The organism is Actinoplanes regularis (assembly GCF_900188005.1).
GTDB lineage: Bacteria > Actinomycetota > Actinomycetes > Mycobacteriales > Micromonosporaceae > Actinoplanes > Actinoplanes regularis.
Genome location: NZ_FZNR01000009.1, coordinates 249,534 through 272,924 on the forward strand (window position 1 = coordinate 249,534; position 23,391 = coordinate 272,924).

A 23,391-nucleotide genomic window follows, 5' to 3' on the forward strand; every position below is an offset into this window, starting at 1 on the left:
AGGGAGATGACGATGATGGATGAGATCCGTGCCCCGCGCGGTTCCGCGTACACCGCGATGGGCTGGCCGCAAGAGGCCGCCAAGCGCATGCTGCTCAACAACCTCGACCCGGACGTGGCCGAGAGGCCCGAAGATCTCGTGGTGTACGGCGGGACCGGGCGCGCCGCCCGGGACTGGCGCTCCTTCCACGCGATCGTCCGCGAACTCGATCAGCTGCGGGGCGACGAGACGCTGCTGGTGCAGTCCGGCAAGCCGGTCGGGGTGCTGCGCACGCACGAGTGGGCCCCGCGGGTGCTGATCGCCAACTCGAACCTGGTCGGCGACTGGGCGACCTGGCCGGAGTTCCGCCGGCTGGAGCGGCTCGGGCTGACCATGTACGGACAGATGACCGCCGGCTCGTGGATCTACATCGGCACGCAGGGCATCCTGCAGGGCACCTACGAGACGTTCGCCGCGGTGGCGAGGAAGCGGTTCGGCGGTGACCTCGCCGGAACGCTGACCCTGACCGGCGGCTGCGGCGGGATGGGCGGCGCGCAGCCCCTGTCGGTCACCATGAACGGTGGCGTCTGCCTGATCGTCGACGTGGACCGCACCCGCTTGCAGCGCCGGGTCGACACCCGGTACCTGGACGTCATCGCCGACGATCTCGACGATGCGGTGAATCAGGCCACGGCGGCCAGGTCGGCGCGGAAGGCCGTCTCCATCGGCGTCGTGGGCAACGCGGCCGAGGTCTTCCCCGAACTGTTGCGCCGCGGCGTGGCGATCGACATCGTCACCGACCAGACCAGTGCCCACGATCCGCTCAGCTACGTGCCGATCGGCGTCGACGTCGCCGAGGCCGCCGCCTACGCCCACGCCAAGCCGGAGGAGTTCACCGACCGGTCCCGAGCGAGCATGGCCAAGCACGTCGAGGCGATGGTCGGCTTCCTCGACGCCGGCGCCGAGGTCTTCGACTACGGGAACTCCATCCGCGGCGAGGCCCAACTGGCCGGCTACGCCCGGGCGTTCGACTTCCCCGGCTTCGTGCCGGCCTACATCCGGCCGCTCTTCGCCGAGGGCAAGGGGCCGTTCCGGTGGGCGGCGCTCTCCGGCGACCCGGCCGACATCGCCGCCACCGACCGGGCCGTGCTCGACCTCTTCCCGGAGAACGAGCCGCTCGCCCGGTGGATCCGGATGGCCGGGGAGCGGGTCGCCTTCCAGGGCCTGCCGGCCCGGATCTGCTGGCTCGGGTACGGCGAGCGCGACAAGGCGGGCGTCCGGTTCAACGACATGGTGGCGCGCGGCGAGGTTTCCGCGCCGATCGTGATCGGTCGTGATCACCTGGACTCCGGCTCGGTGGCCTCGCCGTACCGGGAGACCGAGGCGATGCTGGACGGATCGGATGCGATCGCCGACTGGCCGCTGCTGAACGCACTGGTCAACACGGCTTCGGGGGCGAGCTGGGTGTCGATCCACCACGGCGGTGGGGTCGGCATCGGCCGCAGCATCCACGCCGGCCAGGTCTGCGTGGCCGACGGGACCGAGCTGGCCGGGCAGAAGATCGAGCGGGTGCTGACCAACGACCCGGCGATGGGCGTGCTCCGGCACGTGGACGCCGGGTACGAGTCCACGGTCGCGGGCGACGTGCGGATCCCGATGCGCGATGAGTGACTTCGCGGCCCTCTGGGCCGAGATCGCGGCGGTCGGCCGGGCCTCCAGCGGGGGCTATCTCCGGTACGCCCTGACCCCGCCCGAACTCACGCTGCGCGAATGGTTCCGCGGTCAGGCGGACCGGCGCGGGATGACCGTGACCGAGGACGGGAACGGGAACCTGTTCGCCTGGTGCGACGAGCCGTGGGCGCCGGGGACCGTGCTGACCGGCTCGCACTTCGACTCGGTCCCGCACGGCGGCGGCTACGACGGGCCGCTCGGGATCGTGAGCGCGTTCCTGGCGCTGGATCGGATCGGCTCCGGCCGGAAGATCGCGGTCGGGGCGTTCGTCGAGGAGGAGGGCGGGCGTTTCGGCGTACCGTGCCTGGGCTCCCGGCTCCTGACCGGCGCGATCGACCCGGCCCGCGCGGCCGGTCTGCGGGACCGCGACGGCGTCACCTTCGGTGCGGCGCTCGGTGCGACGCCGGCCGGGCCGGATTCGCGGCTGGCCAACCTCTCGGCCTTCGTCGAGCTGCACATCGAGCAGGGCCGGGCCCTGGAGACCCCGGTCGGGGTGGGCAGCGCGATCTGGCCGCACGGGCGGTGGCGGATGGAGTTCGCCGGGGCCGGTGACCACGCCGGCACCACCCGGATGACCGACCGGCGCGACCCGATGCTGACCTTCGCGGACACCGTGCTGGCCGCGAACGAGGAGGCCCGGCTGATCGGGGCGCACGCCACCGTGGGCCGGGTCGAGGCCGAGCCGAACGCCACCAACGCCATCCCGTCGATGGTCCGCGGCTGGCTGGACGCCCGGGCCGCGGACACCGCGACGCTGGACCGGCTGCTGGAGGCGGTGATCAAGCGGGCCACCGAGCGGGCCGGCCGGGACGGCACCGAGCTGTCGGTCGTCGCCGAGTCGGTCACCGACGAGGTCGCCTTCGACACCGGGCTGGCCCGGCGGCTCTCCGAGCTGCTCGGCGACGCGCCGATCCTGCCGACCGGGGCCGGGCACGACGCCGGGGTGCTCTCCGCGCACCTGCCGACCGCGATGCTCTTCGTCCGAAATCCGACCGGGGTGTCGCACGCGCCCGCCGAAGGCGCCACCGACGCGGACTGCGAGGCGGGCGTCGAGGCGCTGGCCCGGGTGCTGGAGTCGTTGACGTGACCACCTACCTGGCCGAGCGGGCCTGGGTCGACGGGCGCGTCGAGCGCGACGTCCGCCTCGAGGTGGCGGACGGGCGATTCCTCAGCGTCAGCACCGATTCTCCGGACGATTCGGGTGTACGGCTGGCCGGTCTCGTGCTGCCCGGGATGGCCAACGCCCACTCGCACGCCTTCCACCGCGCCCTGCGCGGCCGCACCCACCACGACCGCGGCAGCTTCTGGACCTGGCGCGACCTGATGTACCAGGTGGCCGGCCGGCTCGACCCGGACAGCTACTTCGAGCTGGCCAAGGCGGTCTACGCCGAGATGGCGCTGGCCGGGATCACCTGCGTCGGCGAGTTCCACTACCTGCATCACGGGCCGGACGGCAGGCCGTACGCCGACCCGAACGCGATGGGCAACGCGTTGATCGCGGCGGCACGGGCGGCGGGGATCCGGATCACGCTCCTCGACACGGTCTACCTGACCTCGAGCGTGGACGGAAAGCCGCTCGAAGGCGTGCAGCGCCGCTTCGGCGACGGTGACTACGACGGCTGGTACGAGCGGTTCGGCCAACTGCGCGGCGACGACGGGGCCCGGATCGGCGCGGCCCTGCACTCGGTGCGCGCCGCCCCGGTCGACGGCATGGCGACGTTCGCGCGGCGCACCGCCGGAATGCCGGTCCACGTGCACCTCTCCGAGCAACCGGCCGAGAACGAGCAGTGCCGGGCCGTACACGGCTGCTCCCCCGCCGAACTGCTCGAGTCCGCGGGGGTCTGGCAGCCGACGACCACCGCGGTGCACGCCACCCACCTGACCGGAACGGATCGTGAGCTGCTGGCCGGGCGGTACGTCTGCTTCTGCCCGACCACCGAGCGGGACCTGGCCGACGGCATCGGGCCGGCCCGGGCGCTGGCCGACGCGGGCGCCGTGCTCACCCTGGGCAGCGACAGCCACGCGGTGATCGATCTCTTCGAGGAGGCCCGTGGCCTGGAGCTCGACGAGCGGCTCGCCACCCGGCAACGCGGGCACTTCGGTACCGCCGAGCTGATCACCGCGGCCACCCGGGACGGGCACGCGTCGCTCGGCTGGGCCGACGCCGGCGAGATCGCCGTGGGGCAGCGGGCCGACCTGGTCGCGGTGTCGCTCTCCAGCGCCCGGACCGCGGGGATCGACCCCAGCGGCCTGATCTTCGCGGCGACGGCGGCCGACGTGACCGACGTGATCGTCGACGGACGGCCGGTGGTGACCGGCGGGCGGCACCGATCGATGGACGTGCCCGCCGCGCTGCGTGACTCCATCAAGGCGGTGCTCACATGAGATCAGTTGGCTCAGTTGTCTGCTCAGGTCGGCGCCGGAGCGAAGCGGAGGTGACGGCATGAGCGAGCTTGCGAGCGAATCGGTTGGCTCAGGTCGGCGCCGGAGCGAAGCGGAGGTGACGGCATGAGTCTGCTGATCACCAATATCGGTGAGCTGTTCACCAACGACGACCTCCAGCCGGCGAGCGACGCGGCGGTGGTGGTGGACGGGGAACGGATCGCCTGGGTCGGCCCGGCCACCGAGGCGCCGGCCGCCGACGAGCGGATCGACGCGGAGGGTCGCGCCGTGCTGCCCGGCTTCGTGGACAGCCACGCGCACCTGATGTTCGCCGGCGACCGGGCGAGCGAGTTCGCCGCGCGGATGGCCGGCGAGCCGTACACCGGGGGCGGCATCCGGACCACGGTCGGCGCCACCCGCTCCGCGAGCGACGAGGAGCTGCGCCGCAACGCGCGGCGCCTGGTCGGCGAGGCGCTGCGGCAGGGCACCACCACCCTGGAGATCAAGTCGGGGTACGGCCTGAACGTCCCGGACGAGGCCCGCTCGCTCCGGATCGCCGCGGAGTTCACCGGCGAGACGACGTTCCTCGGGGCCCACGTGGTGCCGGCCGAGTTCGCCGACCGGCCGGACGAGTACGTCGCCCTGGTCAGCGGGCCGATGCTCGCCGCCGCCGCCCCGCACGCCAAGTGGGTGGACGTGTTCGTCGAGCGCGGCGCCTTCGACGAGGACCAGGCCCGCACCATCCTGACCGCCGGCATCCGGGCCGGCCTGGGCGTGCGGGTGCACGGCAACCAGCTCGGCCCCGGACCCGGAGTCCAGCTGGCGGTCGAGCTGGGGGCCGCCAGCGTGGACCACTGCACACATCTGAGCGATGTGGACGTGGCGGCGCTGGCGGGACAGGGCGGGACGGTGGCGACCCTGCTGCCGGGCGCCGAGTTCTCCACCCGATCGCCCTATCCGGACGCCCGGCGGCTGCTCGACGCGGGCGTGACCGTCGCGCTGGCCACCGACTGCAACCCCGGGTCGTCGTACACGTCATCGATGGCCTTCTGCATCGCCCTCGCGGTCCGCGAGATGCGGATGACCCCGTCCGAAGCGGTCCGGGCCGCCACCCTCGGCGGCGCGCGGGCGCTGCGCCGCGACGACCTCGGCCGGATCGGCGTCGGCGCCCGCGCCGACCTGCTGATCCTGGACGCCCCTTCCCACCTGCACCTGGCCTACCGGCCGGGCGTACCACTGATCCGCACCGTGATCTCCAACGGAGTCCCACAATGACCGTTATCGTCCAACCCACCGGAATCGATCCCGCCGACGTCCTCGCCGTCGCGCGCGGCAACGTCCGGGTCGAGCTCTCCCCCGCCGCCATCGAGGCGATGGCCACCAGCCGCGCCATCGTGGACGGCATCGAAGCCTCCGGCCGCCCGGTCTACGGCGTCTCCACCGGCTTCGGCGCCCTCGCCAGCACGTCGATCGAGCCGGAGCGCCGCGCCGAACTGCAGCACGCGCTGATCCGCTCGCACGCCGCCGGGATCGGCGCGCCGATGCCCGTCGAGGTGGTCCGGGCGATGATGCTGCTGCGGGTGCGCTCGCTGGCCATGGGCCGCTCCGGGGTCCGGCCGCTGCTCGCCCAGGGCCTGGTCGACCTGCTGAACCACGACATCACCCCGTGGGTTCCGGAGCACGGCTCGCTGGGCGCCTCGGGTGACCTGGCCCCGCTCGCACACTGCGCGATCGTGCTGCTCGGCGAGGGCTGGGTGATCGGCAAGGACGGCGAGCGGGTGGACGCCGCCGAGGCCCTGCACGCTGCCGGGCTGCGCCCGCTGGAGCTGGCCGCCAAGGAGGGGCTGGCGCTGATCAACGGCACCGACGGCATGCTCGCCATGCTGCTGCTGGCGATCAACGACGCGGCGCACCTGTTCACCATGGCCGACGTGACCGCGGCCCTGGCCACCGAGGCGATGCTCGGCTCGGAGCGGCCGTTCCTGCCCGAGCTGCACTCGATCCGGCCGCACCCGGGCCAGGCGGCTTCCGCCGCCAACATCCACCGCCTGCTGCAGAACTCCGCGATCATGGATTCGCACCGGGACGACCTGGCGCACGCGGTGCAGGACGCCTATTCGATCCGCTGCGCGCCGCAGGTCGCCGGTGCGGCCCGGGACACCCTCGATTTCGTACGGGTGACCGCCGACCGCGAGCTCATCTCGGTGGTCGACAACCCGGTGGTGCTGCTGGACGGCCGGGTCGAGTCGACCGGCAACTTCCACGGCGCCCCGCTCGGCTTCGCCGCCGACTTCCTGGCCATCGCCGCCGCCGAGGTCGGTGCGATCGCCGAGCGCCGGGTGGACCGCCTGCTGGACGTGACCCGCAGCCGGGACCTGCCGCCGTTCCTCTCCCCCGACGCCGGTGTCAACTCGGGTCTGATGATCGCCCAGTACACCGCCGCCGGCATCGTCGCCGAGAACCGCCGGCTGGCGTCCCCCGCCTCGGTCGACTCACTGCCGACCAGCGGCATGCAGGAGGACCACGTCTCGATGGGCTGGGCCGCCGCCAAGAAGCTGCGTACCGTCCTGGACAACCTCACCAGCCTGCTCGCCGTCGAGCTGCTCGCCGCCGTCCGCGGTCTGCAGCTGCGCGCCCCGATCACGCCGTCACCGGCAGGCCGGGCGGCGATGGCCGCGCTGGAGCCGTTCGCCGGCCGTCCCGGACCGGACGTCTTCCTCGCGCCGGTGCTGGAACAGGCCCGCGCGGTGATCACCGGCTCGGACCTGCGTGGCGCCATCGAGGCGGCCACCGCACCCCTGCACTGACCGAGGGCGCCGCGGCTCTGCACAGAGCCGCGGCGCCGGTCACATCAGCGGGGCAGTTCCTTGGCGATGACCTTGGCCAGCTCCCGGAACGCCTTGCCCCGGTGGCTGATCGCGTCCTTCTCCGCCGGCTTCAGCTCGGCGTTGGTCCGGTCCTGGCCGTCCCCGAGGAAGATCGGGTCATACCCGAAGCCGCCCTCGCCGCGCCGCGCGCGCAGCAGCTGCCCGGTCTGCCGGCCCTCAACCAGGTGCTCCCGGCCGTTCGGCAGGACCAGCGCGGCCGCGCAGACGAACGCCGCGCCACGCTGCTCGTCCGCGACGTCGCCGACCTGGGCCAGCACCAGGTCCAGATTGGCCGCGTCGTCACCGTGGGTGCCGGACCAGCGGGCACTGAACACGCCGGGCATCCCGTTGAGCGCGTTCACCGCGAGGCCGGAGTCGTCGGCGACGGTCGGCAGGCCGGTCCGCTTCGCGCCCTCCCGCGCTTTGATCAGCGCGTTCTCGCCGAAGGTCAGACCGGTCTCGGGGACGTCCGGGTAATCCGGGAAGTCGCCCAGGCCGACCAGCTCGATCTGGCTCAGGCCGAGCGCGTTGTCGAGGATCCGCTGCAGCTCGACGAGCTTCTTCTTGTTCCCGGTGGCAAGCAGAAGCCGGGCGCTCATGCCGTCAGCGCCTTCTGCTGTGCGACCGCCAGCTCGGCGCAGCCGCGCAGGCCGAGGTCGAGCATCGCGTCCAGCTGGGCCCGGTGGAACACGCCGTTCTCCCCGGTGCCCTGCACCTCGACGAAGTCGCCCGCGCCGGTGCACACCACGTTCATGTCGACCTCGGCGGCGACGTCCTCCTCGTACGGAAGGTCCAGTCGCGCCTCGCCGTCGATGATCCCGACGCTGACCGCCTGGATCGAGGTGTGCAGCACCTTGTCCACCTTGCCGGCCAGCGACTTGCGCCCCGCCAGCCAGGTCACCGCGTCGTGCAGGGCCACATAGGCGCCCGTGATCGCCGCCGTCCGGGTGCCGCCGTCGGCCTGCAGCACGTCACAGTCCAGCACGATCGAGTTCTCACCGAGCGCCTTGAGGTCGATGCAGGCCCGCAGGCTGCGGCCGATCAGGCGGGAGATCTCCTGCGTACGCCCGCCGACCTTGCCCTTGACGCTCTCCCGGTCACCGCGGGTGTTGGTGGCCCGCGGCAGCATCGCGTACTCCGCGGTCAGCCAGCCCAGGCCGGAACCCTTGCGCCAGCGTGGCACCCCCTCGGTGACGCTGGCGGTGCAGAGCACTCGCGTGTTGCCGAACTCCACCAGCACCGATCCCTCGGGGTGGATGCTCCAATGCCGGGTCAGTGTCACCGGTCGCAGCTGGTCGGCCGCTCGGCCGTCGGGTCGCGCCATGACCCAACCCTATGCGTAGCGTGTCGCGCCCGCTTCGTCCGCCCCGGGCTCGCGTGTCGGTCGGACGACCGGGCGCGGGCGCGGGACCGCCGGACGGATCAGCGCGGGAGCCGGCTGCGCGCCGTGCGCGTTCAGGAAGCCCTCGACCGCGCGGGACCAGCCGTACCGTTCGGCCCGGGCACGGGCCATCGCGCGCCGCTCCTCGCGGGGACGCTCCATCAGCTGGGAGACCGCGTCGGCGAACGCCTCCGCGGTGCCCGGCACCGCGATCCCGGCGTCACCGATCACCTCGGGCAGCGCGCTCTGCTCGTCGACCACGACCGGGGTGCCGCAGGCCAGCGCCTCCAGCGCGGAGAGACCGAAGGTCTCCACCGGACCGGGTGCGACCACGACGTCGGCCGAGGCGAGCAGAGCGGCGACCGCCTTCCGGTCGGCGATGTGACCCGCGAACCGTACGGGCAGTCGCGCGGCCCGGTACGCCAGCGAGGTCCGCCGGGTGCCGTCCCCGGCCACCACCAGCACCGCGGGCACCTTGTTGTTGCGCAGCACGGCCACCGTGTCGACGGCCAGCTCGGGCCGCTTCGCGGCGGAGAGCCGGCTGGCGAAGACGACCAGCAGTTCGTCGGCGCGGGCATAACGGGAGCGGACCGAGGCGTCCTCCCGCCCGGGATGGAACACCTCCAGGTCGACGCCGAGCGGCACCTCGACCAGGTTCGGCACGCCCAGCCGGCGGAACTCGGCGGCGGCGAACCCGGTCGTGGAGACGATCGTGTCGAACGCCTCCGCGGTCCGCCTGTTCAGCCGGTCGGCCAGGGCGTCACGTTTCGGCATGCCCCAGACGCCGAGCAGACCGGCCAGGCTCTCGTGGGAGACCATCATCGACCGGACCCCGCGCTGCCGGGCCCAGTTGCCGGTCCAGCGCAGCGTGGTGCGGTCGGAGACCTCGATCCGGTCCGGTTCCAGGCTGTCCAGCAGCTTGATCAGCTCACGCCGCCCGGCCAGCACCCGGTAGCCACCGGTCCGTGGGATGGGCGCGCTGGGCAGCGTAATCACTCGGCCCTGGCTCGTCTGCTGGTCCTTGAAGCCACGGCCGGGAACGATCAGGACCGCCTCGTGGCCCGCGTCCTGATAGCCCTTGCCGAGCTCACGCAGGGTGGTTCGCAGACCGCCTGTATGGACCGTGACGAAGTTGGCCAGGCGAACGATGCGCATCCAACAACTCCAAGGTCACGGCACGTGATGCACCGGTGCAAGCCGATCCACCTCCGTACCGGCTCAGAGATCGTATCTGGCCCCCGGACGGACGACTTCGACCGGTCCCGCGTAAGCGGCTCCAGCCGCGTCAACGATAGACGCCTCGCTCGCCCACGCCGGAACGAGATGGGTCAGCAGCAGCCGGGCGACGTCCGCCTTGGTGGCCGCCTCCCCCGCCTCTCCGCCGGTCAGGTGCAGGTCGGGTGGGTTGTCCACACCGTCCATGTAGCTCGCCTCACAGAGGAACAGATCCGCCCCGGCGGCCAGTCGCAACAACGCCTCGCAGGGCGCGGTGTCCGAGGAGTAGGCCAGCACCCGGCCCTCGTGCTCGATCCGGACGCCGTACGTCTCGACCGGGTGGTTCACCTGATCGACCGTGACGGTCAGCGGGCCGATCGGGAACGTGCCGGGCTGCAGGCCGTAGAACGTGTAGACGTCGTCCACCGGCTCACCCTCGGCGCTGTACGCCGCAGCGATCCGCTCGGCGGCGCCGAGCGGCGCATACACCGGGAGCGGCGGCAGCGGGCCGGCCGGATCGTATCGCCGGACCACGACGTAGGTGCACGCGTCCAGCATGTGATCGCAGTGCAGGTGAGTTAGGAGGATCGCGTCGACAGCCCGCATGTCCGAGTACCGCTGCAGCGCGGAGAGTGAACCTGATCCGAAGTCGATCAGGAGCCGGAATCCCTCGGCTTCGACGAGATAGGCCGAACAAGCCGACTCGGGGCCGGGGAAACTGCCGGCACAACCGAGAACGGTTAGTCGCATGCGGGTCCCTCTGACTCACACTGGGTCGGCCACGATTGGATCGTCCACGCCCAGCCCGACCGGTCCGCGCTGGACTTGTCAGACCAGTCAATCACGGAGCGAAGCGTACGCGCTGACCACTGCCTGACGTAAACAACTGATCGATTTGTCGCCAAATCGACAACGGCCATCACAGTGGCCGTGACCTCGGTCGTCACCATTTCCACCGTCACGTCCGGTAAGCCCTCCGCGTTGCTTTGTGTGAAGCCCTGAGAGCGATCCGATGGAGGCGACGTGACGGCGGTCGAGCCTACCCACATCTACCGCGCCGCAGTACCCGAAATCGTGGCGCGCGAACCGGCATGGGAGCCCGAACCCGCGATATTCCGGTTCCCCGCGGAAGACGATCCGGCGCCGGGTCCGACCCAGGTGCTGGCGATGGCGGGGTATTCCGCGATGCTCGGTCTGACCGGCGTGGGGGTCGGCTTCCACGCCCTGGCGGCGGTCTTCGGCCAGGCACCCGGCTGGTACCTGCCGTCCCTGGCGCTGCTGACCCTGCTCAGCGTGGGGCTGGCGGCGAGCGCGTTCCTCGCCGTCCACCGCCGCTTCCTGCCGTGGCTCCTGCTGCTGGCCGCCGCGCCGCCGATGGTCGGCGCGCTGCTCATCGCGGTCGGCCACTGAGGCGGTCGATCAGGCCCAGAGCTGGCCTTCGAGCGCCTCCTCGGCGTCGTTCAGCGTTCCGCCGTACGCCCCGGTGGAGAGGTACTTCCACCCGCCGTCGGCGATCACGAACGCCACGTCGGCCCGCCGGCCGGCCTTGACCGCCTCATGCGCCACCGCCAGCGCGGCGTGCAGGATCGCGCCGCTGGAGAAGCCGGAGAAGATGCCCTCCACCTCGACCAGCTGGCGGGTCCGCAGCACCGCGTCCCGGGTACCGACCGAGAACCGGCGGTCCAGCACGGTGGCGTCGTACAGCTCGGGGACGTAGCCCTCGTCGATGTTGCGCAGGCCGTAGACCAGTTCGCCGTACCGTGGCTCGGCGGCGATGATCTGGATGCCCTCGACCTTCTCCTTGAGGAACCGGCCGGTGCCCATCAGCGTGCCGGTGGTGCCCAGCCCGGCCACGAAGTGAGTGATCGTGGGCAGGTCGTGCAGCAGCTCGGGACCGGTCGTCTCGTAGTGCGCGCGGGCGTTCGCCGGATTGCCGTACTGGTAGAGCATCTTCCAGTCGGGATGCTCGGCGGCGATCTGCTTCGCGGTGGCCACCGCCTGGTTCGAACCGCCGGCGGCGGGCGAGAAGATGACCTCCGCGCCGTACATCCGGAGGAGCTGGATCCGCTCGCCGGAGACGTTCTCCGGCATCACACAGACCAGCCGGTAACCGCGCAGCTTGGCCACCATGGCCAGGGCGATGCCGGTGTTCCCGCTGGTCGGCTCCAGGATGGTGTCGCCCGGGCGGAGATGCCCGGACTCCTCGGCCTCGCGCACCATGAAGAGCGCGGCACGGTCTTTGATGCTGCCGGTCGGGTTGCGATCCTCGAGCTTGGCCCAGAGCCGCACCGGCGGTGCCCCTTCGGGCACCACCGGGGAGAGGCGGGGCAGGCCGACGAGCGGCGTGCCCCCGCACGCGTCCAGCAGGCTCTCGTAGCGAGCCATCAGATGAAAGCCTTCGGTCCGGATTAACGCCCGAGCAGGGCGGCGGCCGCGGCGAAACCGAGCGCGCCACCGGCGACGGCCGGAAGGATGGTGATCGAGTCGCCGTCCTTCAGTTTCGCGTCGAGCGCGCCGAGGAAGCGGACGTCCTCGTCGTTGACGTAGATGTTGACGAACCGGTGCAGGCCGCCCTCGGCGGTGATCAGCCGGCCCTTGATGCCGTTGTGCTTGGCGTCCAGGTCGTCGATCAGGGCGGAAAGGCTCTCGCCGGCGCCCTCCACGACCTTCGAACCACCGGTGTAGCTGCGCAGGATGGTGGGGACGCGAACTTCGATAGCCACGATGTCATGCTCCTAGGAAAGGCAGAAAATCGAACGTGCGGGCAGGTCGAATGGAACGAGCGCTCAGCGACACTCGTAAACGACCGACACCGGGCTCTGCCCGAACATGTACGACTGCACGGCACACACCTTCACGACTTCACCGTCGCATCCACGATGTTGACCTCTTCTTCGGTCACCACACCGTCCACGATACGGAACGACCGGATCTCCTCGGAGTCCGGCTCACGGGTCGAGACGAGTAGATAGTGCGCATCTGGCCAACCGGCTATCGCCGCATCGGTCCGAGAGGGGTACGCCTCGGTCGCGGTGTGCGAGTGGTAGATCACGACGGCTTCCTCGTCGCGGTCGTCCATCTCCCGCCAGACCCGGAGGTACTCCATGGAGTCGAACTCGTAGAACGTCATCGACCGCGCCGCGTTGTCCATCGGGATGTGCCGGGTCGGCACGTCACTGCCGAGCGGCCCGGCGACAACGCCGCAAGCCTCGTCCGGGTGGTCCCGGCGGGCGTGGGCGACGATCGCGCGCACGATCGAACTGTCGATGGTCAGCACGGCGTTCACATTACCGAAGGAGTTGACCAACCCGCGCGTGGCGAGGCACACACCTGCGGTGCGCTACTTGATCTCCGGGAGTGCGTTGAGCAGGGACTCCTGGAGGTAGCCGAGGTAGGCGTAGACCGAGAGCTGGAACACCCGGCTGGAACCGGGGTCCTTCAGGACCGCGTCGTCCAACTCCTCGGCCAGATCGGTGTCGGCGTGGATGTCGAGACGGGTCCCCATCGCCAGCCGGGCGTCGTTGATCGCCCGTAGCCAGGCCTCCGCGGCCTCGCCGTCCAGGCGCACCTCGCCCTCGCCCTCGTCGGGCAGGGCGGCCAGGATCGCGCCCGCCTGGTCGATCTTGGCGGTCTTCAGGTCACCCTCGGTGTACAGCCGGAACTCGTTCGAGTCGTCCGGCCGGTCCGGATAGATGTCCGGAAAGAGTCGGCCCACCACCGGATCGGTGTGATCCATCCCGTCGGTCAGCAGGCCCACCACCTCGGCGGCCACCTTCCGCAGGACACGCACCTCGTCGTGGGCGAACGTGGCCACACACTGACCGCCGCTGCGTCGGAACATGCTCTTCCCCACCCGCTTTGTCAGGCTCGGTCCACAGTTGCCCAAAGACCGTATCCGTGCAGTTGGTTGGCGTCCATCTCCATACGCTCCCGGGCACCGGTGGATACCACCGCCTTGCCCTTGGTGTGCACGTCCATCATCAGCCGCTCGGCTCTTTCCTTGCTGTACCCGAAGAGCTTCTGGAAGACCCAGGTCACGTACGACATGAGGTTGACCGGATCGTCCCAGACGATGGTCACCCAAGGCCGGTCCTCGGCCGGTACTTCCTCGATCTCCGGCGTTTCGACGGGAGCAACCTGAGGCAACGCCATGCCCCCCATGGTGCCACCGGTTCCGCCGTACCTGTGAACCGGAGCGCCGAACCGCGGGTCACCACCGCTGCACGGACCCTCGGATCGCAGGTCCCCGACCGCTTGGCGGGACCACGGACCGCCTTTCGACACGGGCGCAATAGGGTAGGACCGTGGAGAGCATCGCGCCGGCACTGATGACCGACCATTACGAGCTGACCATGATCAGCGCGGCGCTCAAGGACGGCACCGCGGATCGGCAGTGCGTCTTCGAGGTCTTCGCCCGCAGGCTGCCCACCGGGCGCCGTTACGGGGTGATGGCCGGCACCGACCGGCTGATCGAGATGATCGCCGAGTTCCGGTTCGACCAGGGCGAGATCGACTACCTGCGCTCCTCCGGCGTGGTCGACCAGCCGACCGCCAACTGGCTGGCCGGCTACCGCTTCACCGGCGACGTCGAGGGGTACGCGGAGGGCGAGCTGTTCTTCCCCGGCTCGCCGATCCTCACCGTCACCGGCAAGTTCGCCGAGTGCGTGGTGCTGGAGACGCTGATCCTGTCGGTGCTCAACCACGACTGCGCCATCGCGGCCGCCGCCGCCCGGATGGTCACCGCCGCCCGGGGCCGCCCGATCATCGAGATGGGCTCCCGGCGCACCCACGAGCAGGCCGCGGTCGCCGCCGCCCGGGCGGCCTACCTGGCCGGGTTCGCCTCGACGTCGAACCTCGCGGCCGGCCGGAAGTACGGCATCCCGACCACCGGCACCTCGGCGCACGCGTTCACGCTGCTGCACGACGACGAGCCGACGGCGTTCGGCTCGCAGGTGGCGGCGCTCGGCAAGAGCACCACGCTGCTGGTCGACACCTACGACATCAGCCAGGGCATCCGGAACGCGATCGCGGTCGCCGGCCCCGACCTCCGCGCCGTCCGGATCGACTCCGGCGACCTGTCCGTGCTCGCCCAGCAGTCCCGTGAGCTGCTCGACTCGCTCGGCGCCACGGAAACCAAAATCATCGTCTCCGGCGACATGGACGAGTACTCGATCGCCACGCTCGCCGCCGAGCCGGTCGACATGTACGGCGCCGGCACCGCGGTCGTCACCGGCTCCGGCGCGCCCACCGCCGGCCTGGTCTACAAGCTGGTCGAGGTGGCCGGCCGTCCGGTCGTCAAGCGCTCGGAGAACAAGGCGACCGTCGGCGGCCGCAAGACCGCGGTGCGCCGGCACAAGCCCACCGGCACCGCCACCGAGGAGATCATCGTCTCCCAGGGGGTCCCCGACCACAAAGCCAACGACCGGCTGCTCCAGCACGCCTACATCCTCGGCGGTGAGGCGCAGCCGCGGCCCACCCTGCAGGAATCCCGGGAACACCTGCGCCAGTGCCTGATCTCCATCCCGTGGGAGGGGCTCAAGCTCTCCGCGGGTGACCCGGCCATCCCGGTCATCATCGTTCCCACCGTTTAGGGGCTCGCCATGTCACGCGCGCTGATCATCGTGGACGTGCAGAACGACTTCTGCGAGGGCGGCTCGCTGCCGGTCACCGGCGGCGCCGCGGTCGCCAAGGGAATCACGCTGGTGCTCGACAAGGCCGGCGGACGCTGGGACCACGTGGTCGCCACCAAGGACTACCACGTCGACCCGGGCGCGCACTTCAGCGACCACCCCGACTACGTCGACAGCTGGCCGGAACACTGCGTGGTCGGATCCTCCGGCGCCGACTTCCACTCCGAGCTGGTCACCGACCGGATCGAGGCGGTCTTCCACAAGGGCGCGCACCAGGCCGCGTACTCGGGCTTCGAGGGGCGGACCGAGGACGGTGAGACCCTCGCCGGGTGGCTGCGCGGCAAAGGCGTCACCGACGTCGAGGTCGTCGGGATCGCGACGGACCATTGCGTACGGGCGACCGCGCTGGACGCGGCGGCCGAGGGCTTCGCGACGACGGTGCTGCTGGAGCTCACCGCCGGCGTGGCGAAGGCGACCACGGAGGCGGCGCTCGAGCAGTTCCGCGCGGCGTCCGTCGCCATGACTGGGACGCCGGTTGTCGACCCCGCCTGAGCTGTCCAGCCGGCCCGCGCCGGTGATCCGGCCGATCGTGGCGACGGACTGGGGGCGGGTGTGGCCGATCGTGCGCGAGGTGGTCCGGGCCGCCGACACCTACACCTACGACCCGGCGATGACCGAGGAGCAGGCACGGGCGATCTGGCTGGAACAGCCGCCGGGGCTGACCGTGGTCGCCGCCGGGGCGGCCGTGGTCGTACCCGGGGATGAAACGTCGCCCGAGCGCATTGCCGGCACCGCGAAGATGGGTCCGAACCGGGCCGGGCCCGGCGCGCACGTCGCCACCGCCAGCTTCATGGTCGCGGCAGAGGGCCGTGGCCGGGGTGTCGGCACGGCCCTCTGCCGCTTCGCGATCGACTGGGCGAAGGCCCAGGGGTACGCCGGGATCCAGTTCAACGCCGTCGCGGCTTCGAACACGGCCGCGGTGGCCGTCTACCGCCGTCTGGGTTTCGAGATCGTCGGAACGGTTCCGCGTGCTTTCCAGCACCCCACGCTCGGGCGCGTCGGCCTACACGTGATGTACCTGGAGTTCTGACGGCGGTACCCCCGGCTTCAGGTACCTGGAATTCTGACGGCAGCGCCCCGGCTCCAGGTACGTGGAAATCCGACGGCCGCGCCCCCGGCTTCACGTACCTGGAAATCCGACGGCAACGCCCCGGCCCCAGGTACGTAGAAATCCAACGACCGCGCCCCCGGCTTCACGTACCTGGAAATCCGACGGCAACGCCCCGGCCCCAGGTACGTAGAAATCCAACGACCGCGCCCCCGGCTTCACGTACCTGGAAATCCGACGGCAACGCCCCGGCCCCAGGTACGTAGAAATCCAACGACCGCGCCCCCGGCTTCACGTACCTGGAAATCCGACGGCAACGCCCCTGGGTTTCATGCACCTGGAGTTCCCACGGCGGTACCCGTGGTCTTTCCGCGGCGAGGCGGGTGGGGACAGCTCGGGCCCGGACCGAGATCAGTGGACGAATTCGGCCAAGAGCTCGACCTGGTGCGGGTCGTCGGCGTAGCAGTACATGATCAGTTCGTCGGCACCGAACTCCCGGTAGGCCGCGACCGTGTCGGCGATCTGGACCGGATCGGTCAGCGGGGCACCCCAGCCTGGCCGGCCGGTGAAGGCGTAGTAGTCGGCGACCGCCCGGCGCCCACGCTCGATCGTCCCGGGGCTGCCGACCGCGACGTTGATCTGGCAGACCAGGCGGGGACGGCCGGTCCGGCCGGCTTCGTCCCACTGCTCGTTCACAGTACGGACCAAGCCGCCCGCCCAGGCTAGCGGTGCCGCGCAGATGAACCCGTCGGCGAAACGGGCGATCCGCCGCAACGCCTCTGGAGCGAACCCGCCGATCAGGATGGGCGGGCCGCCTGCCGTGATCGGTTTCGGTCCGATGCACGCCTCTGAAGCGATCACACCCGGCGTCATCTTCGACGGCCTCTCCGCGTCGACCTCGCCCGGCGTCGTCGTTGACGGCGTCACCCCGTCAATCACGCTCGAGGCCGTCATCGACGGCGTCACCCCGTCAACCACGCCAGAGGCCGTCGTCAACGACGTCACCCCGTCGACCACACCCGAGACCGTCGTCAACGGCGTCACCCCATCGACCACGCCCGAGGCCATCGTCAACGACGTCACCCCGTCAATCGCCCCCGGGGCCGTCATCGACGGCGTCATCCCGGCCGGGTGTGCCTCGCGGTAGGGCTCGCCGTTCCAGATCTTCCGCAGGTCGGCCAGTTGCGCGTCGAGGATGCGTCCCCGTCGCGTGATCGGCACTCCGGCCGCCGCGTGGTCATCCTCCCGGCCGCCGATGCCGATGCCGAGTACGAACCGGCCCGCCGACATCCGGTCCAGGGTGGCGACCTGTTTGGCCAGCAGCGCCGTCGACCGCAGCGGTCCGAGCAGCACCTCGGTCTGCAGCCGGATCCGGCTGGTCACGCCGGCCAGCACGGCGAGGGCGGTCAGCGGTTCGGGATTGTCGTAGGCGAGGCGATCCAGCAGGGCCAGCGTGGCGAACCGGTGTTCCTCGGCGAGCCGGGCCCACTCCGGCAGGCGGGCGGGGTCACTGATGGGCAGCCCAAGGCCGATTTCCATGAAACTCTCCTCGAAAGGCAGGTAGCAACAACTAACGTCGCCACCTCCTCCCCGCTCATGGCGAGGTCACGGGCCCATCTGCGACATGTATCCAAGGCCCGAAGATTCGGAGTTCCTCACCGAACTTACACACCACACCGATCCCCACCAACCCCGTTTTCGCCGTGGTGGCGACCAACCCGGCGCCAGGCGCTGGGCAACAGGCAGCGGCAGGGACAGCGGGCAGCGACAGCGGGCAGCGACAGCGGGCAGCGACAGCGGGCAGCGGGCAGCGACAGCGGGCAGCGACAGCGGGCAGCGAGAAACAGCCCGGGTGATCCGGAGGAATCCGGAGGCGGGCATAGGGAAGCGCGGAAGGCTAGCACCCGAAAGCAGCGGGCCCAGCGGCAAGTTCAACTCCGCCTGGCGGCCAGCTCAACGCCGCCGGACCACCGACTCAAGCCGCCCGACGGCCTACTCAGCGCTGCCTGACAACCAACTCAACCGCCGCACAACGACCGACTCAACGCCGCGTGGTGGCCGACTCAGCGCCGCGTGGTGGCCGACTCAGCGCCGCGTGGTGGCCGACTCAGCTTCGGCTCGGGCTGCGGACAGTTCGGCGTCGTGGAGCGCGGCGGCGGCGGCCTGCTCGGCGTCCGCAGGCGACGGCGCCACCGGCGGGTCGAGCTCGGGGACGGTGGCCGACTCGGACGAGGTCGCGCGGCGCCGGCGGAGCTCGGCGGGAAGAACGAGCAGGGCGACCAGCACGCCGACCGCACCGACCGCGACGAAGCCCCACTTCGGGCCCCAGGTGTCGATGGCCAGACCCGCCACCGGACCGCCCAGGGCGACACCGACGGTGAGTGCCGAGTTGTGCAGGCCCATCGCCTCACCGCGGGCCGCCGCCGGGATCATCCGGCTGATCGCGTCGGAGCTGGCGGTGATCGTCGGGGCGCAGAGGGCACCGGCCGGGATCAGCAGGGCGGCCAGCAGCCACCAGTGCGAGCCGCCGAAACCGACCGGGATGGTCAGTAACGCCATCGGAGCGAGGAGTGCCAAGGCTGGCAGGCCGCGGCGAACCGTTCCGTACGCGAAGCCGCCGATCAGGGAGAACAGCGCCCAGAGTGACATCACCAGACCGATCCAGTGGACCTCGTCGGCGGCGTACAGCACGGCCACCACTGAGATGTCCGTGCCGGCGAGCACCACCGTGGCGGCCATCGTGACGGCCAGCACGGCGACGAACCTGGGCTTGAGCCACTCCCGCCGATCAACCCGCTCACCGGCCGAGACCGGGGCCTCATGGTCGGCCCGGATGGGCGGGTTGAGCAGCCACAGGCCGATCCCGGCCAGCAGGATGCCGACGCCCAGGGCCAGCATCGCGACGCGGGGACCGGCGCTGGCGGCGACCAGCGCACCGAGGGCCGGACCGGCCATGAACGACAGCTCGGTGGTCATCGAGTCAAGGGCGAAGGCGGGTAGCCGGTGTGACTCGGGGGTGAGCGCGGCGATCGACTGCCGGGCCACCGAGAACGCCGGCAGGGCCAGGAAACCACCGACCACGGCTGCCGGGACCAGCGCCCAGTACGGCAACGCCTGCGCCACCAGCCAATAGATCACCTCGGCGACGGTCGTCAGCACCAGCACCGGGCGCAGCCCACGTCGATCGATGAGCCGGCCCATCACCGGGGCGCCGAACGCACCGCCGATGGTGGCGGCCGCACCCACCAGGCCGGCCTCTACGTAGTCGAGGTTGAGGTCAAGCTTGACGTGCAGCGTCAGCACCACCGCGGCGGCCGCGATCGGGATCCGGGCGAGCGTGGCGACCACGAGAACGGATATGACCTTAGGCAGAGCGAGGGTTTCCCGGTAAGGCTTGAGCAGCATGACGATCCTGACCTCCGCCGCCGATACTGCCGCAGGGGTACGACAGAAACCAAGGGCTTTAGTGCAGCTCACGCCCGCAATCGGGCATCACGTGGAAAACCGTCGCAACACTCCGGAAACGAAACGGCCCGCTCGCCGGGGGTGGCTACCAGGCCGTTCATCGAAGGGAACGAAACAGCCCGCTCTCCGGACGGAGGGCGGGCTGTTCAGGGAGGTCAGTGACCCCGGCTCGACTCGACGTCTTCCTGGTAGGTCGCGCCGCCGTCGGACTCGTGGGTCAGCGGGCGGGCGCCGCCTTCCGGCGGGCCGGCGATCGACTGCTCACCGGCCGCGAGCTCCGGGAACTTCAGGTCGAAGGCGGGCCGCTCGGAGCGGATCCGCGGCATCCGGTCGAAGTTGCGCAGCGGCGGCGGGGTGCTGGTCGCCCACTCCAGGGAGTTGCCGTAGCCCCACGGGTCGTCGGCGACCGCGATCCGGCCGACCTTGTAGGACTTCCACACGTTGTAGAGGAACGGCAGGGTGGCCAGGCCCAGGATGAACGAGCCGATCGTGGAGATCGTGTTCAGCGTGGTGAAGCCGTCGCCGGGCAGGTAGTCGGCGTACCGCCGGGGCATGCCCTCGGTGCCGAGCCAGTGCTGCACCAGGAACGTGGTGTGGAACCCGATCATGGTGAGCCAGAAGTGCACCTTGCCGAGGCGGTCGTCCAGGAACCGGCCGAACATCTTCGGGAACCAGAAGTAGATGCCGGAGAAGACCGCGAACACGATCGTGCCGAAGAGCACGTAGTGGAAGTGCGCGATCACGAAGTACGAGTCGGAGACGTGGAAGTCGATCGGCGGGGAGGCCAGCAGCACGCCGGAGAGGCCACCGAAGAGGAACGTCACCAGGAAGCCGATCGCGAAGAGCATCGGCGGATCGAAGCTGATCTGGCCGCGCCACATGCTGCCGATCCAGACGAAGAACTTCATGCCGGTCGGGACCGCGATCAGGAAGCTCAGGAAGCTGAAGAACGGCAGCAGCACCTGGCCGGTGACGAACATGTGGTGCGCCCACACCGACATCGACAGGGCACCGATCAGCAGGGTCGCCGCGACCAGGCCCTTGTAACCGAAGACCGGCTTACGGCTGAAGACCGGGATGACTTCGGTGATGATGCCGAAGAACGGCAGGGCGATGATGTACACCTCGGGGTGGCCGAAGAACCAGAAGAGGTGCTGCCAGAGCATCGGGCCGCCGGTCTCCACGTCGAAGACGTGCGCGCCGAGGACACGGTCCGCCGCCAGCGCGAAGAGCGCGGCCGCCAGGAACGGGAAGACCATCACCGCGAGCAGCGCCGTGACCAGCATGTTCCAGGTCATGATCGGCATCCGGAACATGGTCATACCGGGCGCGCGCAGCGTTAGGATCGTGGTGATCAGGTTCACCGAGCCGAGGATCGTGCCCAGACCCGAGATCGCGAGGCCGACCACCCACATGTTGCCGCCGACGCCCGGCGAGTGCAGCGAGTCGCTCAGCGGGGTGTAGGCGAACCAGCCGAAGTCCGCGGCGCCACCGGGGGTGAGGAACCCGCCGATGGTGATCAGGCCGCCGAAGAGGTACAGCCAGTAGGCGAAGGCGTTCAGCCGGGGGAAGGACACGTCCGGCGCACCGATCTGGATCGGTACGACATAGTTGCCGAACGCGAACACGATCGGCGTCGCGAAGAACAGCAGCATGATCGTGCCGTGCATGGTGAACAGCTGGTTGAACTGCTCGGGCGACAGCACCTGCATGCCGGGCCGGGCCAGCTCGGCGCGCATCAGCAGCGCCATGAGGCCGCCCAGAAGGAAGAACACGAAGGCGGTGATCATGTACATGATCCCGATCTGCTTCGCGTCCGTCGTGCGCAGGATCCGGGCAAATGCCGAACCCTTGACCGTCCGCCGCACCGGATATGGACGGGTCGCGATCGGCGACGGCGCAACGGTCGTCACGAATTGCCTCCGTTGTCTCGTTCGTCCCACTCAGCACGCTCCGAAGATCGGGGCGTACCTCGCTGGCAGAATAGTCCCCCACCGACCTCCGGCCGTCGCGGGGTGACCAAAGGGCCACCCAGGACGAACATGACCGGTTAGACGGGTGGAGTCAGACCGCGGTAGTGGTCGGTGAAGATCCGGCGGCCGCGGCGGCGCAGCATCGGGTCGCGGAGGGACGGTGGCACGTCCCGGGCCCGGTCCCGCTCGCGGGTGCGGTCGCGCACCTCGCCGCAGCGCGGCCGGCGCCGCTGCTCGTAGGCCCGGAGGGTGGCCGGGATGTCCCCCTGCGCTGCCTTCAACTCCTGACCGAGCACCCAGCCGTCCTCGAAGGACATCGCCGCGCCCTGGGCCAGGGTCGGCGCGGTGGCGTGCGCCGCGTCGCCGACCAGCAGCACCGGCCCGCGTGACCAGGACGGCAGGACGACCTCGTCGGTGCGGGCGACCGACACCTTCTCGATCCGCTCCAGGATCGCCGGAACCGGGCCGCCGAAGGACCCGAAGATCTCGCGCAGCCGCTCGCACGGGTCGGTCGGGTCCGGTGCTTCCGGCGCGGTCTCGTCGGCGTAGCAGTAGATCTTGCGACCGCCCATCGGCATCGCGACGAACTGTGCCCGCCGGCCCAGCACCGCCGTCCAGTCGGTGAGCGGCGGGCCGCCGGAGACCACCGAGCGATAGACGATCTGGCCGGTCGGGGTGGCCGGGCCGCCCAGCCCGATCCGGTCGCGGATCGTCGAGCGGCGGCCGTCGGCGCCGACCACCAGGTCGTACTCCGCGATGGCGCCGGTGGAGAACTCGACCTTGGCGGCGCCCTCGATGATCTGCACGTCGCGCACCTCGGTCTCGTAGCGGACCTCGCCGCCGACACCGGTGAGCAGCACCTGTTGCAGGTCGGACCGGGAGAGCGCACGCGACTCACCGACGCCGGCCCAGAGCGCGGCCACGTCCATCTCGAACAGGTCGCGGCCGCGGGTGTCCAAGAAGACCTGCCGGAAGATCAGGTCACCCAGCGGGCGCAGCGGGACATCCAGGCCGAGCAGGCGCAGCGCGCGGGAGGCGTTGCCGGGCAGATAGATCCCGGCGCTGGGGCTCATGGTGGCGGGCAGCGCCTCCACCACATCCGGCCGGAAGCCCGCGACCCGCAAGCCTCTTGCCGCGGCCAGGCCGGCGATGCCGGCGCCCACCACGAGGATGCGCAAGGTCATCAGCCAACGCCTTCCTGTCGATGGACACGCGTCGGAGCCAGAACACTACCGCGTGCCACCGTCGCGGGAAACCCACGATCAACATCGAGTCCGGTTTGCACTGGGCATGGCCCTCCCGCCCATCTCGGCGTCACGCCGACGGGTGGCTCCACAGTGGCGAAGGCGCGACCGGCCCGGGCCAACGCGACCGCCCGGCGCGCCCGGATGACCCGACGCAGTTCGGCCGGCGGAGCGGCGGCGGGCAGTCCCGAAAAACGCGGCAGAGCAACCGACGAGAGCATGTGGACACTCAACCACCGGGGTATGACATTTAGCGGCCGCCGCGAGCGGAGCCCGGTCTGTGCCCCGGGCCGGCACGGCGAATCGGGAGCACCCCGGTTGCACGCCCCGCGACGGCGGTACCGAAGATGCAACCGGCACTCCGTTCAGAAACACCGCGGCTCGTCCGATGGCGGGGGAAAGCCTGCGACCGCGGT

At 70.7% G+C, this 23,391-nt stretch carries 21 protein-coding genes and 1 pseudogene; 9 read left to right on the top strand and 13 right to left on the bottom strand.

Annotated elements, in window-relative coordinates:
* Window positions 1-12 precede the first annotated feature (12 nt).
* The 5 genes from hutU to hutH all read left to right on the top strand — a co-directional run bounded on the left by hutU (window position 13) and on the right by hutH (window position 6,899).
* Window positions 13-1,650, top strand: coding sequence for a urocanate hydratase (gene hutU, locus CHC09_RS24280; protein ID WP_089295566.1), 1,638 nt, complete (start codon window positions 13-15; stop codon window positions 1,648-1,650).
* Complete coding sequence (locus CHC09_RS24285; protein ID WP_089295472.1) at window positions 1,643-2,797, top strand: allantoate amidohydrolase; 1,155 nt, start codon at window positions 1,643-1,645, stop codon at window positions 2,795-2,797. The genes hutU and CHC09_RS24285 overlap by 8 nt, the downstream gene beginning before the upstream one ends.
* Entirely contained in the window at window positions 2,794-4,095 is a 1,302-nt protein-coding gene (locus tag CHC09_RS24290; protein ID WP_089295473.1) for a formimidoylglutamate deiminase, read from the top strand. Before CHC09_RS24285 ends, CHC09_RS24290 begins: the two co-directional genes overlap by 4 nt.
* 123 nt (window positions 4,096-4,218) lie before the next feature.
* Entirely contained in the window at window positions 4,219-5,367 is a 1,149-nt protein-coding gene (gene hutI, locus CHC09_RS24295) for an imidazolonepropionase (protein ID WP_089295474.1), read from the top strand.
* Entirely contained in the window at window positions 5,364-6,899 is a 1,536-nt protein-coding gene (hutH, locus tag CHC09_RS24300) for a histidine ammonia-lyase (protein ID WP_089295475.1), read from the top strand. The genes hutI and hutH overlap by 4 nt, the downstream gene beginning before the upstream one ends.
* Window positions 6,900-6,943: 44 nt before the next feature.
* Here the strand turns inward: hutH and rdgB are convergent, their stop codons facing one another.
* The 4 genes from rdgB to CHC09_RS24320 form a co-directional block, all read right to left on the bottom strand.
* A complete protein-coding gene (rdgB, locus tag CHC09_RS24305; protein WP_089295476.1) occupies window positions 6,944-7,558 on the bottom strand; it encodes an RdgB/HAM1 family non-canonical purine NTP pyrophosphatase in 615 nt (204 codons plus the stop codon).
* Window positions 7,555-8,283: a ribonuclease PH gene (gene rph / locus CHC09_RS24310; RefSeq protein ID WP_089295477.1), complete on the bottom strand. Its 729-nt coding sequence runs from the start codon at window positions 8,281-8,283 to the stop codon at window positions 7,555-7,557. The genes rdgB and rph overlap by 4 nt, the downstream gene beginning before the upstream one ends.
* A gap of 9 nt (window positions 8,284-8,292) precedes the next feature.
* Entirely contained in the window at window positions 8,293-9,495 is a 1,203-nt protein-coding gene (locus CHC09_RS24315; protein WP_089295478.1) for a glycosyltransferase, read from the bottom strand.
* Between the two features lie 63 nt (window positions 9,496-9,558).
* Complete coding sequence (locus CHC09_RS24320) at window positions 9,559-10,305, bottom strand: MBL fold metallo-hydrolase (protein WP_089295479.1); 747 nt, start codon at window positions 10,303-10,305, stop codon at window positions 9,559-9,561.
* Window positions 10,306-10,722: 417 nt separating this feature from the next.
* On the opposite strand from CHC09_RS24320, the gene CHC09_RS47780 reads away from it, so the two are divergent.
* Window positions 10,723-10,965: a hypothetical protein gene (locus tag CHC09_RS47780; RefSeq protein WP_239138490.1), complete on the top strand. Its 243-nt coding sequence runs from the start codon at window positions 10,723-10,725 to the stop codon at window positions 10,963-10,965.
* Window positions 10,966-10,974: 9 nt separating this feature from the next.
* Here CHC09_RS47780 and CHC09_RS24330 read toward each other — a convergent pair whose 3' ends face one another.
* The 5 genes and pseudogenes from CHC09_RS24330 to clpS form a co-directional block, all read right to left on the bottom strand.
* On the bottom strand, window positions 10,975-11,940 hold the full coding sequence (locus tag CHC09_RS24330) for a PLP-dependent cysteine synthase family protein (protein WP_089295481.1): 966 nt from the start codon (window positions 11,938-11,940) through the stop codon (window positions 10,975-10,977).
* Between the two features lie 23 nt (window positions 11,941-11,963).
* Window positions 11,964-12,278 carry a MoaD family protein gene (locus tag CHC09_RS24335; protein ID WP_089295482.1) on the bottom strand — a complete coding sequence of 105 codons (315 nt, stop codon included), beginning with the start codon at window positions 12,276-12,278 and terminating at the stop codon, window positions 11,964-11,966.
* Between the two features lie 63 nt (window positions 12,279-12,341).
* Window positions 12,342-12,832 (bottom strand): annotated as a pseudogene (locus CHC09_RS24340) (M67 family metallopeptidase).
* A gap of 63 nt (window positions 12,833-12,895) precedes the next feature.
* Window positions 12,896-13,396, bottom strand: a complete 501-nt coding sequence (locus tag CHC09_RS24345) for a DUF2017 domain-containing protein (protein ID WP_089295483.1) — start codon at window positions 13,394-13,396, stop codon at window positions 12,896-12,898.
* A gap of 20 nt (window positions 13,397-13,416) precedes the next feature.
* The gene (gene clpS, locus CHC09_RS24350) at window positions 13,417-13,707 is read right to left on the bottom strand and encodes an ATP-dependent Clp protease adapter ClpS (protein ID WP_089295568.1); all 291 of its coding nucleotides are present in this window, start codon (window positions 13,705-13,707) and stop codon (window positions 13,417-13,419) included.
* 152 nt (window positions 13,708-13,859) lie between these two features.
* On the opposite strand from clpS, the gene CHC09_RS24355 reads away from it, so the two are divergent.
* The 3 genes from CHC09_RS24355 to CHC09_RS24365 are packed head-to-tail and all read left to right on the top strand — an operon-like array spanning window position 13,860 to window position 16,275.
* Complete coding sequence (locus CHC09_RS24355) at window positions 13,860-15,146, top strand: nicotinate phosphoribosyltransferase (protein WP_089295484.1); 1,287 nt, start codon at window positions 13,860-13,862, stop codon at window positions 15,144-15,146.
* A gap of 9 nt (window positions 15,147-15,155) precedes the next feature.
* The gene (locus CHC09_RS24360; protein WP_089295485.1) at window positions 15,156-15,737 is read left to right on the top strand and encodes an isochorismatase family protein; all 582 of its coding nucleotides are present in this window, start codon (window positions 15,156-15,158) and stop codon (window positions 15,735-15,737) included.
* Window positions 15,721-16,275 carry a GNAT family N-acetyltransferase gene (locus tag CHC09_RS24365; protein ID WP_373871952.1) on the top strand — a complete coding sequence of 185 codons (555 nt, stop codon included), beginning with the start codon at window positions 15,721-15,723 and terminating at the stop codon, window positions 16,273-16,275. Before CHC09_RS24360 ends, CHC09_RS24365 begins: the two co-directional genes overlap by 17 nt.
* 429 nt (window positions 16,276-16,704) lie before the next feature.
* Here CHC09_RS24365 and CHC09_RS47785 read toward each other — a convergent pair whose 3' ends face one another.
* From CHC09_RS47785 to CHC09_RS24385, 4 genes are all read right to left on the bottom strand, one after another.
* Window positions 16,705-17,832 carry an LLM class flavin-dependent oxidoreductase gene (locus CHC09_RS47785; RefSeq protein ID WP_089295486.1) on the bottom strand — a complete coding sequence of 376 codons (1,128 nt, stop codon included), beginning with the start codon at window positions 17,830-17,832 and terminating at the stop codon, window positions 16,705-16,707.
* Between the two features lie 546 nt (window positions 17,833-18,378).
* Window positions 18,379-19,698 (bottom strand): MFS transporter, encoded by a 1,320-nt coding sequence (locus CHC09_RS24375; RefSeq protein ID WP_089295487.1) that lies wholly within the window; start codon window positions 19,696-19,698, stop codon window positions 18,379-18,381.
* A gap of 215 nt (window positions 19,699-19,913) precedes the next feature.
* Window positions 19,914-21,671, bottom strand: a complete 1,758-nt coding sequence (gene ctaD / locus CHC09_RS24380) for an aa3-type cytochrome oxidase subunit I (RefSeq protein ID WP_089295488.1) — start codon at window positions 21,669-21,671, stop codon at window positions 19,914-19,916.
* 137 nt (window positions 21,672-21,808) lie between these two features.
* Window positions 21,809-22,915: an FAD-dependent monooxygenase gene (locus tag CHC09_RS24385; RefSeq protein WP_089295489.1), complete on the bottom strand. Its 1,107-nt coding sequence runs from the start codon at window positions 22,913-22,915 to the stop codon at window positions 21,809-21,811.
* Window positions 22,916-23,391 lie beyond the last annotated feature (476 nt).